The 12,586-nt window shown below is 65.9% G+C and carries 11 protein-coding genes; 6 read left to right on the top strand and 5 right to left on the bottom strand.

Annotation, left to right across the window (positions count from 1 at the left end; all coding sequences use genetic code 11):
* Positions 1–212 precede the first annotated feature (212 nt).
* Positions 213–647 (top strand): VOC family protein, encoded by a 435-nt coding sequence (locus tag BLJ79_RS07260; protein ID WP_071214490.1) that lies wholly within the window; start codon positions 213–215, stop codon positions 645–647.
* A 99-nt stretch (positions 648–746) separates the two neighbouring features.
* On the opposite strand, the gene BLJ79_RS07255 is transcribed toward BLJ79_RS07260, so the two are convergent.
* On the bottom strand, positions 747–1,067 hold the full coding sequence (locus BLJ79_RS07255; RefSeq protein ID WP_071214051.1) for a DUF2249 domain-containing protein: 321 nt from the start codon (positions 1,065–1,067) through the stop codon (positions 747–749).
* 135 nt (positions 1,068–1,202) lie between these two features.
* Here BLJ79_RS07255 and BLJ79_RS07250 point away from each other — a divergent pair, with 135 nt between their 5' ends.
* The 5 genes from BLJ79_RS07250 (at position 1,203) to BLJ79_RS07230 (ending at position 7,855) form a co-directional block, all read left to right on the top strand.
* Positions 1,203–1,910, top strand: coding sequence for a helix-turn-helix transcriptional regulator (locus BLJ79_RS07250; protein ID WP_071214050.1), 708 nt, complete (start codon positions 1,203–1,205; stop codon positions 1,908–1,910).
* Positions 1,907–3,184, top strand: a complete 1,278-nt coding sequence (locus tag BLJ79_RS07245; RefSeq protein WP_071214049.1) for a DUF8744 domain-containing protein — start codon at positions 1,907–1,909, stop codon at positions 3,182–3,184. The genes BLJ79_RS07250 and BLJ79_RS07245 overlap by 4 nt, the downstream gene beginning before the upstream one ends.
* On the top strand, positions 3,184–5,892 hold the full coding sequence (locus BLJ79_RS07240) for a multicopper oxidase domain-containing protein (protein WP_071214048.1): 2,709 nt from the start codon (positions 3,184–3,186) through the stop codon (positions 5,890–5,892). The genes BLJ79_RS07245 and BLJ79_RS07240 overlap by 1 nt, the downstream gene beginning before the upstream one ends.
* A 138-nt stretch (positions 5,893–6,030) precedes the next feature.
* Entirely contained in the window at positions 6,031–7,401 is a 1,371-nt protein-coding gene (locus BLJ79_RS07235; RefSeq protein WP_071214047.1) for an FAD-dependent oxidoreductase, read from the top strand.
* Between the two features lie 64 nt (positions 7,402–7,465).
* Positions 7,466–7,855, top strand: a complete 390-nt coding sequence (locus BLJ79_RS07230; RefSeq protein ID WP_071214046.1) for a hypothetical protein — start codon at positions 7,466–7,468, stop codon at positions 7,853–7,855.
* Here the strand turns inward: BLJ79_RS07230 and BLJ79_RS07225 are convergent, their stop codons facing one another.
* The 4 genes from BLJ79_RS07225 to BLJ79_RS07210 form a co-directional block, all read right to left on the bottom strand.
* Complete coding sequence (locus BLJ79_RS07225; RefSeq protein ID WP_175475415.1) at positions 7,856–8,806, bottom strand: PQQ-dependent sugar dehydrogenase; 951 nt, start codon at positions 8,804–8,806, stop codon at positions 7,856–7,858.
* Between the two features lie 301 nt (positions 8,807–9,107).
* Complete coding sequence (locus BLJ79_RS07220) at positions 9,108–10,013, bottom strand: glycine betaine ABC transporter substrate-binding protein (RefSeq protein WP_071214044.1); 906 nt, start codon at positions 10,011–10,013, stop codon at positions 9,108–9,110.
* Positions 10,014–10,071: 58 nt separating this feature from the next.
* Positions 10,072–10,917 (bottom strand): ABC transporter permease, encoded by an 846-nt coding sequence (locus BLJ79_RS07215; RefSeq protein ID WP_071214043.1) that lies wholly within the window; start codon positions 10,915–10,917, stop codon positions 10,072–10,074.
* On the bottom strand, positions 10,917–12,233 hold the full coding sequence (locus tag BLJ79_RS07210; RefSeq protein WP_286135300.1) for a quaternary amine ABC transporter ATP-binding protein: 1,317 nt from the start codon (positions 12,231–12,233) through the stop codon (positions 10,917–10,919). Before BLJ79_RS07210 ends, BLJ79_RS07215 begins: the two co-directional genes overlap by 1 nt.
* Positions 12,234–12,586: the final 353 nt, after the last annotated feature.

Here is a 12,586-nt window from a genome sequence, read left to right as displayed (position 1 = left end):
CGACATCCTGGTTGCCGCGGGATTTCCCGGGGTGCGGCATCGGCGCGGCCGTTGCCAAGCCCTGCTTCGAAGCGGGCGGGGCCGCGGCACCATTCGCCCCTGCCCGTTTCCCGGCGGATACCCGGCAAACATCCGCCCGCAAGGGTTCCGGGGAGCGGGTGTGCCGGGCAGAATTGCTAGTTGTTGAACCCCGCCAAACGATGGAGAACACCATGGCCACGATCCTCAACCCCTACATCAGCTTCCGCGACACGGCGCGTCCCGCGCTCGAGTTCTACCAGTCGGTCTTCGGTGGCGAGCTGGACCTTCGTCCCTTCGCGGACTTCGAGTTCGCCAAGACGGACTACCCGGACGACGACAACAACAAGATCATGCACGGGCACCTGCGTGCACCCAACGGCTTGAACCTGATGGCCGCCGACACCCCCGCTTCCATGGAATGGAAGGGAGGAACCGCCATCTCCGTCACCCTCAGCGGCGACGACAAGGAAGAATTGACAAATTACTGGGAGAAGCTCATCGACGGAGCCAAGATCGGAGAGCAACTCGCTCAGGCCCCGTGGGGCGACTGGTTCGGCATGCTCACCGACAAGTTCGGCGTCGACTGGATGGTCAATATCGCCGGAGCGGACAGCGCCGGGCAATAGCGAACGCATGCTTGGCGCGCCGGCATCGGGCGTGCCAAGGCACGGAGCTGTGGGGTCAGGCCGTGTCGGCCGGGCCCCATAGGTCTTCCTCCGGGGTTTCTAGGCCTTGCGCACCAGTTGCAGGCGCCAGGCCTCCGGCCCCTCTTCGAGGTAGCTGATCTCGAATGCGCCGGGCGCCCGGCTTTCGAGCTGGTCCAGCAGCGGCAGGGGGTTGTGCGGCGCCACCAGGACCAGGCCGGCACCCGCGGCAAGGGAATCCAGGGCTCCAAAGATCGTGGCGTGGCGGATCGCGTGTGGGATGGACCGGGCGTCAAGCTCCGGAAGTTCGGCATCATGATCGCCGCAGGCGCACTCGTGGGCCGCGGGTTGGGTCTGCTTCTCGGCTTCTTCCTTGCTGGAGGAGATAACAATGTCAGCCATGATGGGGTTCCTTTGATCAAGTGGGGTCTCGGTTTCCAGCGTCGACTGGTAACCTTCGAATCATTTTATTACAGTTAACTACGTGGAAAACAATCGTAGTCGCCGTCGCCTGTCATTTGCCGCCTTGGCCACCCCGTGACCGGTCCCTCGGATCGTTCACCGGCCCGGACCAGACGCACGTCTTTCGGGCGCCCGCTCTCGCCCACGCGCCTGCGGATCCTTGAGCTGTTGGAAGCGCAATCGGCCCCCGCCACGATCGCTGCCATCACGCGCGCCTGTGGGCTGCATGAAAACACCGTCCGGGCTCATCTCGAGGATCTGTTGCGCGACGGCTACCTGAGCCGCGAGCGCGCCGTCTCGGAAGGCCGTGGCCGTCCCGCATGGCTCTGGGAAGCCAAGAAACCCATCGAGCATTCGCCCTATGCCTCCCTGGCCTCCGCCCTGGCCACCGTGTTGCATGAAACAAGTGCGCATCCGGTCCAGGATGCGGTGGGTGCAGGCAAGGTTTGGGGCAGGGAACTGACGCTCAAGCAACAAGGCGAGCACCATGGCGACCGCCCGGCGGAGGCGGCCCGGTCCCACCTGGTCGACATGCTTGAAGAAGTCGGATTCGCCCCTGAACCCGATGCCTCCAACGAACACGTGGTGCTGACCCGCTGTCCGCTCATTGAAGCGGCCAGCAAGCACCCGGACATCGTCTGTGGCGTCCACCTGGGGATCATCCAGGGGGCCTTCGCCGAGATGGGACTCGACGGCTCCTCCAGCACCCTGTTGCCGTTTTCGGCCCCCGGCCAGTGCGCCCTGCACCTGCGCGCCGCAGCCAGCGAAACCCTCTCCGAATGAATGCCGCCCGAAAATCCATCCAAGCCAAGCCCCGGCCGATCCCGGCACGCACCCTGTTCATGGTGCCCGCTGCCGCGAGCCTGCTGGCCGGGCTGAACGCAGCCTTGCTTCTCCTGGATTTGCCCGCTCCGCTGAACGCAGCCCACTGGAGCGAGGTCCACGGCATGGTGCTGGCCCTGGGGTTCGTGGGAACCTTGGTCGCTCTTGAACGCGCGGTGGCCCTGGGTCGGCGCGCCGGCTACCTCAGCCCGTTGCTGCTGGGGGTCGGATCTCTCCTGCTGCTTTCCAACGTGCCGCGTTACGCCGGAAAGCTGGGCCTGCTCGCCGGGATGGCGGCTCTTGTGTGGGTCTACCTGCCGCTCTGGCGCCGACAGCGCGACCACTCCGTGCTCATCCAGCTGCTGGGTGCTGCACTGGGCACAGGTGCCGCGATCCTGTGGCTCGGCGGGGTGGAAATGGCCCTGTTGCTGCCCTGGCTGGCAGCCTTCCTGGTGCTGAGCATCGCGGGCGAGCGCGTGGAACTGGCACGCATCTCCATGGGTCCGCTGGCCGGAACCCGGGCGCTCCAGCTGTCCTGGCTGCTCACCTTCGCGGTAGCGGCCTCGTTGCTGAACCCGGCGTGGGGATCAGTCGGGTTCGGCCTGGTCCTTGCCGTGCTGGTGTTGTGGCTGGCCGCCCACGACGTTGCCCGCCGCACCATCCGCGCCACCGGAGCCACCCGGTTCATGGCCACTTGCATGCTCGCCGGCTACGGATGGCTGCTGGTTGCCGCTATCACCTGGTGCTTCGGATTCCCCGCAACCCGGGCCGCCTACGACACGGTCATCCACGCAGTGTTCCTGGGATTCACGATCTCGATGGTCATTGCACACTCCTCGAGCATCCTTCCCGCGATCCTGCGCCGCCCCTTGCCCTATCGCCCGATGATGTGGGTCCCGGCGACCTTGCTGTGGGCGGGGTTGGCGTTGCGGCTGTGGATCGGCAACGGACTTGGATACGACTGGGCCTGGCGCGCCGGGGGCGCGGCCAACGTCCTGGCTCTGCTGCTTTTCCTGGTCCTGGCCGTCGCCTCCGTGCTGATGGGCGAGCCCCGGCCGAAGACTGTGGCACCAGCGCCGCCTGCCGCTGAGCCTCCCGGACCCGGCAAATCCTTGCTTGCGCCCAAGTTGCTGGGCATCGGCCCGCCGGAGGTGGCAAGACCATTGCCCGACACCAACCCCGCAGCGCAACCTCCGCGCTCCGGCCTACCGATAACGCTACGGAAGCCAGAATGATGAGCAAGAACCCGTCCAGGGGCTTCTGGCCCATGCGCGATCTGCCGGTGGCCCTCTGGCTGGTTCTCCTCGTGGCTGCCACGCTGGTCCACCGCCAGATCCCCGCGCCCCGCTGGCTCATGATCCACCTGCTGCTGCTCGGCGCGATCTCCCACGCGATCCTGGTCTGGTCCCAGTACTTTGCCATCGCCCTGCTGCGCACCCCGGCTCGGACCCATGACCGGGCCACCCAGAACTGGCGGCTTCTCATGCTCAACGCCGGCACCGTCGTGGTGGTCACCGGGGTGCTGTCCAGCTTCTGGCCCGTCACCGCGACCGGGGCCGCACTGGTGGCAGGGGCCGTGTTCTGGCACGGGGTGGACCTGCTCGCCCGCATGCAGCGCGCCCTGCCTTCCCGCTTTGGCGCAACCGTGAAGTACTACATCGCCGCGGCCGCCTTCCTGCCCGTCGGGGCGGTGCTGGGCACCGTGCTGGCCCATGGCACCGGCTCGCCGACCCATGAGCAGGTCACCCTGGCCCACGCGTTCCTCAACGTCCTGGGATGGGTGGGCCTGACGGTGGCGGGAACCCTGGTCACGCTCTGGCCCACCATGCTGCGCACCAGGATCGCCGACCAGGCCGCGGCCAATTCCCGGCGGGCCCTGCCGGTGCTCATTGCCTCTGCCCTGGCCGCGGGGCTCGGCGCCGGATTCGGTCTCCTGCCTGTGGCCGCGGCGGGCCTGCTCGGCTACATTGCGGGCCTCGGGATGATGGCGTCCTCCTTCATCCAGGTCGCTCGGAACAAGCCGCCGAAGACCTTCTCCACGCTCTCGGTGCTGGGCGCTGTCAGCTGGTGGATCGGGTGCCTGGTGGCCCTGGTCGTTTCCCTGCTGGGCACCGGCGACTGGCAGGTGGTCGGCCGCCAGTTCGCCTCCATCACCCCGTTCCTGGTGGCCGGGTTCGCCGCGCAGGTGCTGCTCGGTGCGCTGTCCTACCTGGTGCCGGTGGTCCTGGGTGGCGGTCCGGCCCCGGTCAGGGCCGCGACCACGGTGCTGGACCGCGGGGCGGTGCTGCGCGTGTCCACCGCGAATGCCGCGCTGCTGGTGTGTGCGCTGCCGGTTCCCTCGCTGGTTCGGGTGCTGTGCTCGGGGCTGTACCTGGTGTCCATGGCAAGCTTCCTCCCGCTGCTCTTTATGGCCCTGCGGGCCCACCGCGGTGCCAAGGTCAAGGCGGCCGCAGGCATCAAGGCCCTGGGCTTGCCCGCCGGAACCCCGGCCGCACGGGTGCGCCTGGAACCGGAAGGGGAGCGCCCCGCGGGCCAGCGTGCTGGCCAGGCCATGGCCGGACTCGTCGCCGTGGTGCTGGCCATCGCGGTGGGAGTGGCCATCGACCTGGCGGCCTCCGGCATCGCCGCACCGCCCGCCCCTCCCGAAGCCGGCACAGCGGCACCGGCAACCACGGCCGAAACCATGACAGTGGAGGTCCAGGCCGCCGACATGCGCTTCACCCCCTCCAGCATCGAGGTTCCCGCCGGCACGCATCTGGTCATCGAGCTGACCAACACCGATGCCACCGAAACGCACGACCTGGTGCTGGCAACCGGGGCAAACAGCGGTCGGCTGGCCCCGGGCCAAAGCGCCACCGTGGACGCCGGAGTCATCACCTCCGATGTCTCGGCCTGGTGTTCGATCGTGGGCCACAGGCAAATGGGCATGGTGCTGGACATCAAGGCCACCGGCACGCCCGCGGCACCCGGCGTCGATCCCGGAGCGGCTGACCCGGGCCACGGGTCCTTGCACCAGCCGGCGTCCCAGGCCCCGTCGGCCCCAGGCGCCCCGCTAGACTTGATGGAAGAACCCGATGCGTCCTTCACCGCGCATGACGCGTCGCTGCCCGTGCTTCCGCCACGGCCGAAGGACGGCAAGCCCGTTGTCCACCAGGCCACGTTCACCGCGCAGGAAGCAATTGCCGAGGTCTCCCCGGGAGTGCGGCAAAAACTCTGGACCTTCAACGGCACCGCGCCGGGCCCGCTGCTGCACGGCCGGGTCGGCGACAGATTCGAGATCACGCTGGTCAACGACGGAACCATGGGCCACTCCATCGACTTCCATGCCGGTGCGCTGGCACCGGACGAGCCCATGCGCACCATCCAGCCCGGCCAATCGCTGCGCTACGCGTTCACCGCCACCCGGGCGGGGATCTGGATGTACCACTGCTCGACCATGCCCATGAGCGCGCACATCGCCAACGGCATGTTCGGCACCGTGGTGATCGAGCCCGAGGGATTGCCCGAGGTGGACCGCTCCTACGTGCTGGCCCAGTCCGAGTTCTATCTGGGCGCCCAGGGCGCTGAGGTCGACACCGCGAAGCTGGCCGCGGAGAAGCCGGACCTGGTGGTCTTCAACGGCTACGCGAAGCAATACGTGCACCGGCCGCTGCCGGCCAGGGTCGGGGAACGCGTGCGGATCTGGCTGCTGGATGTCGGGCCCAACCGGGCCTCCTCCTTCCACGTGATCGGCGGGCAATTCGACACCACCTGGCTCGAGGGAAACTACCTGCTCGATGACCGCGAGGGTGGGGGCGGCGGAAGCCAGGCCCTTGCGCTCGGCGTGGCGCAGGGCGGATTCGTGGAACTGCAGTTCCCCGAGGCAGGAAACTATCCCTTCGTATCCCACGTGATGGTCGATGCCGAACGCGGTGCCCAAGGCGTGTTCAAGGTGGCCGAATAGAGGTCAGCATTTCAACGGCTTGGGAGCAGCGTTTCAACGGGTTGACTGTGAAGAACCCTGGTTTCTTGACCGCCCGCACCGCGGCGGAGCACACTCGAGTCTAGTCAACACGATAATTCCCGAAGCAAGGACGGCTTGATGGAATACGAACTGGATCTGATTGTCATCGGCTGGGGCAAGGGCGGAAAGACCCTGGCCGGGACCATGGCCCGCGCCGGGCAACGCGTGGCCATCGTCGAGGCCTCGGACCGGATGTATGGCGGCACCTGCATCAACATCGGCTGCGTTCCCACCAAGGCCCTGATCCACGACGCGGAGACCCGCACCGGCAACGGGTTCGATCCCGGCTACTTCGACACGGCCGTGCAGCGCCGGGACAAGCTCACCGCCGCCATGCGGGCCAAGAACTTCTCCATGCTCGATGACCTTGATTCGGTCATGACCATCACCGGGCGGGCCGCCTTCATCGGCCCGCGCCGCATCAGGATCCAGGCCGGCGACGAGACCCTGGAGCTGGGCGCCAAACGGATCATCATCAACACCGGAGCAGTTCCGCAGGTCCCGGACCTCGGCGGCGTGCGCATCGGCGGGCGGATCCACGACTCCACGACGCTGCAGCACGCGCCGTTGCCCAAATCCCTGGTGGTGGTCGGCGGCGGATACGTCGGCACGGAGTTCGCATCCATGTTCGCGCACTTCGGATCGAAGGTCACGGTGCTGGATCGCGGGCCCCGGGCGCTGAAAAAGGAAGACGAAGACGTGGCCGCCGAGGTCATCGGCGCGCTTGGGGATGTGGGCGTCGAGGTCCGCACCGGCGCCAGCGTGCAGGGCATCGGACAGGACGCCGGCAGCGCCCGGGTTTCCTACGTGCAAGACGGCCAGACACACGAGATCGAGGCCGACGCCGTACTCATCGCCCTGGGCCGTACCCCGGCCACCGACGGGTTGGACCTGGCCTCCGCGGGAATCGAGCGCACGGATTCCGGGGCCATCAAGGTGGACGACTACCTCCGCACGACCGCCGAGGGCGTGTACGCGCTGGGCGACGTGAACGGCGGACCCCAGTTCACCTACGTTTCCCTGGATGACAACAGGATCGTCGCCGATGCGATCCTGGGCGCCGGAGCACGTTCCACCGCCGACCGCGTGGCGGTTCCCTCCACCATCTTCACCACCCCGCCGTTGGCGCGCGTCGGGCTCAGCGAGGAAGCGGCCCGTGCCCGGGGACTGGACATCAAGGTCGCCGTCAAGAAGGTCGCCGAGATCGCCGCGATGCCGCGGCCCAAGATTGTGGGCGATCCCCGCGGCATCATCAAGTTCGTGGTCGATGCCAACACGGACCTGGTCCTTGGCGCTGCCCTGATGCATGTGGATTCGCAGGAGGTCATCAACCTGGTCGCCCTGGCCATGCGCCAGGGCGTCACCTCGGCCACGCTGCGCGATTCGATCTTCACGCACCCCTCGTCCACCGAGGCGCTGAACGAGGTGCTCGGGACCTTCAGCAGGTAGGTCCGCCGGGTTGCGTCGGCAACCCGATACTGTGCCGGGAAGCTCCAGACCATAAGATGGGAACGTGCAAGACCTGCTGACCAGCCTGGGCCCGGCACTCGACCTCATTGGGTGGGTGGCGCTGATTGCCGCGGCCGGATTCTATGGCTTCGCGTTGGCCGAACGCCGCCGGGATGCAGGATGGAAGACCGCCGACTATGAGATTGCGGTGCTCGAGGGCCAGGAATGCCTGGTCTTCCACACTTCCGACGGCACCGTCCGCAGCGAACTGCTGGTGCTGGAAAGCCCCCGGGCGCCCGACGGCCACGCCCTGGTGTATTACCGGGACGACAAGACCGGCTCCTGGCAGCTGGAAAAGCCCCGTTCACAGGTGCGCTTCCTGTACTGGACCGCCGCGGCACTGGTGGCCGGCTTCATCCTCAGCAAGGTCTTGGGCATCGTTGCCCACCTGTAACTAGGCGACGGGAAGCTCAAGGGCGATGATCCTCGAGTCCTCGCCCTCGTTGGTCGCCACCCACAATTCATCCCCGACCACCAGCACGTCGCGCAGCCGGCCTTCCTGGCCGGACAGCAAAGCACGGGCTCCCGGCAGTGTTCCGCCGGCGGGCGGATCACCGTCCGGCAGCGGCAACTCCCACAGCCTCTCTCCGCGCAGGCAGGCCACATAGGCAATGTCCCCGGCAACGGCCAGCGCGCTCGGTGAGGCGTCGGCGGGGCTGGGCCACACATGGATCGGGTCGACGAAACGCTCATCGTCAGCCACCCCTGTGGCCTCCGGCCACCCGTAGTTCTTGCCAGGCTCGATCAGGTTCACCTCGTCGTTTTTCTCCGGGCCCAGCTCACTGGCCCACAGCCTGCCCCTCGAATCCCAGCCGAGCCCCTGGACATTGCGGTGCCCGTAGGAATAGACCGGGGAACCGGCAAAGGGGTTGGCCCCGGGGATGCTTCCGTCGGGATTGATGCGCAGGATCTTGCCGTTGAGCCGGGACGGGTCCTGGGCCGCCTGCTGGTCGGTGGCGTCCCCGGTGCCGATGTAGAGCAGGCCGTCCGGGCCCTTCTTGAGGCGCCCGCCATTGTGGATGTTGGCCCGGGGGATGCCGGTGAGGATGTCTTCGGCAGGTCCGACGCCGGAGCCGCGCAACTCCAGGCGCACCACACGGTTGTCGGTTTCGGTGCCCAGATAGGCGTATAGCCATTCAGCCTCGCCGGATGCGGCGAAGATCTCGAGCCCCAGCAGCCCCGCTTCGCCACCGGCGACCACCTGGGGCAGATGCACCAGGGGCGCGAGGGCGCCGTCGGGAGAGAGCGCCAGGATTCGGGCGGTGTCGCGCTCGGAGACCAGGATGCGCCCGTCCGCGGTGCGGACCAAGGACCAGGGTGTGTCAAGGCCGCTGGCCTTGAGCATTCGCCGGGGATCTGTGCCGGTGGGCACGGGGCCGGGCGTGGCTGTACCGATGGGATTTTGCGGATGGGAACATCCGGCCACGGCGGCCAGGCCGAGGGCTCCGCCAAGGGCCAATACCGTGCGGCGATCCATCCGGGGGCCGGCCGCAGGCCAATGAGCCGTCATGGCCCGAGTCTAGTGCCCACCTTCGGCCGCGCGGAAGGACCGGACGGAGACGGCGAAGGGCCCGGGCCTTCCAAGGACACCGCGGTGTTGGGCGGTGTCCCGGACGGCCCGGGCCCCTGGAGCAGGTGCTGCGCGGCTACTTCTTCGCGGTCAGCGAATCGACCCATTCCTGGTTTTCGCCGATCCACTTCTCGACGATCGGACCGTAGTCCTGGGTTTCGTCCTGGTTGAACATGGCGTTTTCCAGGGAGAAGAGCTTCTCGTCATCCATCTTGAAGTCCTTCATCCAGCCCGCAACGGTGGGGAAGTCGTCCTTGAAGGTCAGGCTGCCGTAGGTGCTGATGTGCTCGGCTGCACCCAAGGCGCCCTTGGGGTCTTCGAGGTCCTTGATCGGGAACGCGTCATAGGCCCAGTGCGGACGCCACAGCGTCACCGCGATGTTGTCCCCGTCGGTGGTTGCCTTCTTCAGCTGGGTCAGCATTGCCGTGGTCGAGGATGTCACGAATTCCATCTTGTCCAGGCCGTATTCCGGGATGACACGGTCCTTCATGGCGGCGGTCAACCCCGCACCCGGGTCGATGCCCACGATTCGGTTGTCGAACATGTCGGCCTTGCTGGCGAGCTCGTCCAGGGACGTGATGTCGGCGTCCTTGTTCACGGCCACTGTCAGCTTGGCGTTTTCGTTCCAGGTGCCCAGTTCCTGCATCTTGTCGCCGTACTTTTCCAGGTACGTTTTGTGGGTGTCCGGAAGCCAGACATCCATGGTCATGTCGAAGTCGCCGGTGGTGATGCCCGTGAAGACCGGTGCCGCATCGGCGGTGGTCAATGTGACATCGTAGCCTTCCTTGTCGAGGATGCTCTTCCACAGGTTGGACACGGCAATGCCTTCGTCCCAGCCGGCGAACACGCCAATTGTCAGTTCCTTCTTGTCTCCGCCCGGTGAGCCAGAGGCTTCCGATCCGGCGTCGCCGGATCCGCAGGCGGTCAGGGCCAGTGCCGAGGCGGCAGCCAGGGCCATGAATGATACGAGTTTCTTCTTCATGAAATTTGCCTTTCTTGATGGTCCCCAACTTCGCGGGAGCCGCAAAATGGGGAACTGGTTACGCTGGGACGTGCTTCTTGACGTGGGTCAGCGAAGCGGTGATGCGATCGAGGAAGATCGCCAGGATGACAACGGCGAGGCCGGATTCCACACCGAGCGGCGTGTTCAACCCGGTCAGGGCCGAGTAGACCGCGCCACCGAGGCCGCCGGCACCCACCATGCCGGCAATGACGACCATCGACAGGGAGAGCATGATGATCTGGTTGATGCCCGCCATGATGGTGGGCATCGCCAGCGGGATCTGGATCTGGCGCAGGATGCGCATGGGCGAAGCGCCAAAGGCCTGGCCGGCCTCGACCACTTCACTGTCCACGGAGCGGATGCCCAGTTCCGTGAAACGGGCGCCTGGCGCCAGGGCAAACACGATGGTCGCCACGATGCCGGGAACCGGTCCGATGCCCAGCAACAAAAGCACCGGAATCAGGTAGACGAAGGCCGGCATGGTCTGAAGGAAGTCCATGACAGGCTTGACGACGCTGGAGACGGCCGTGGACTTGGCTGCGGCTATTCCCAAAGGCACGGAGATGATCACTGCCACCAGGGAGGCCACGAGTACCAGGGCCAGCGAATCCATGGCGTTGTCCCATTGGTTCATGCCGTAGATCAGCAGGAACCCGATGATGGTGCCCAAGGACAGTTTCCAGCCCTTGAGCCAGAAGGCCAGAGCCGCGAGAACGACGATGATGGCCCAGAAGGGAGGGGTGGACAGGACCCAGTCCAGTCCGTTGTAGAACTCGGCGAAGAAGGCCTTGACGCCGTCGAAAAAAGCGCCGAGGTTGGCGATGATCCAGTCGAGGGCTGTTTCCGCCCATTTGCCGACGGGAATCCGGAACAAGTCGTCCATTAGAGAGTGCCTCCCTCTTCACCGGATGGCTCCTGGGTGAAAATACCTGGTTTCTGGCTGCCGTCGTCGCTTCCGGCGGTTTGGCCCGGCTCGAGGATCTCCATGGAGCTGGTGGTGGACGGCACGTTGCCCAAGGCCGCCAACAACGTTGCCCGGGCCACGGCACCGACCAGCCGTCCCTGCTCATCGACGACCGGTAGGGGGGTGTTGCTTTCCACTGCGCGGCCAAAGAGGTCGTTGAGCGCGGTGTCGGCGGAAATTGCGTCCTCGGTCCGGGTCAGGATCTCGGTGAGGTCCGATCCGCCGCGGTCGGCAAGGGCCTGGGTCTCACGGTCGGTGACGATGCCGCGGAAGTTGCGGTTGCGGTCGATGACAAACGCGCCGGAGGTCAGCTGCCCACGCATGGTCAACAGGGCAGCGCGTGCTCCGCCGCTGATCGAAACGACTGCGCGCGGATTCTCCATGACAGCGCCGGCCGTGAGCACGCGGGTGCGGTCCACGTCGCGGACGAAGGATGCCACGTAGTCGTTGGCGGGGGAGGTGAGGATCTCGTCGGGGGTGCCGATCTGCACGATTTCCCCGTCGCGCATCACCGCGATGCGGTCCCCGAGGAACATAGCCTCGTTCAGGTCGTGAGTGATGAAGATGATGGTCTTGCCCAGGTCCGCCTGCAGGGAAGCGAGTTGTTCCTGCATGTCGCGGCGGATCAGCGGGTCGAGTGCGGAGAACGCCTCGTCCATCAGCAGGATGTCGGTTTCCGAGCACAAAGCCCGGGCCAAGCCGACGCGCTGCTTCATGCCGCCGGAGAGCTGTCCGGGGTACTTGTCTCCCCAGCCGGTGAGCCCCACCGTATCGAGCATCGCGGTGGCCAGTTCGGTGCGCTTCTTCTTGTCTACGCCTTGGATCTCGAGGGCGTAGGCGGCATTTTCCAGCACGGTGCGGTGCGGGAGCAAGGCGAAGTGCTGGAACACCATCGATATGCTCTTTTGCCGAACCTCACGCAGGCGCTTGCCGGAGATCTTGGAAATGTCTATGTCGCCGATGTGGACCGAGCCGCTGGTCATGGGCCATAGGCCGTTGAGCATCCGGATCAACGTCGACTTGCCCGAGCCGGACAGTCCCATGACGACGAAGATTTCACCCGGCTTGACATCAAACGAGGCGTCAATGACGGCCGCGGTGCCCATCGCGGCCACATCCTTGCGGGTTTTGCCGTCCTTGAGGGCCTTCACCGCTTCTTGGGGTCTACGTCCGAACACCTTGTAGGCATTGGCGACACGTAGGGCCGGTGAAGCCGTCCCTGGTGCTGAGTTCATGCGAGGTTCCATCCACGTGTCGCGCAGAAGAACCGGCAACACGATTTGTGCATTCTTGTTCACGTGGCCGTTGCGCTCGGCTGGTGAGCCTCTCGCAACGGATGAGACTTAGGCCTTCACGCTAACAGCCGTCGCGGGAAAGGAGGAGGGATAAGAGGGTTTTTTCATGATTTGTGACCATGTGGATATCGATTGGCCCGCGTAATCACGGGGCAGAAACGGTGTTACGACATCGTGATACTGGCGGTGGCCGGAAATTGATTTCACATCGGTTATCGTTGCGGATGGCTGCCGTTCTTCGGCCGCCGTTCGTGATGATTGAAAAACATTATCCGTACCTTATGCGGTGTTAT

This window comes from Arthrobacter sp. UCD-GKA (assembly GCF_001863355.1).
Taxonomy (GTDB): Bacteria; Actinomycetota; Actinomycetes; order Actinomycetales; family Micrococcaceae; genus Paeniglutamicibacter.
This window is presented reverse-complemented; position numbering and strand designations above follow the sequence as displayed.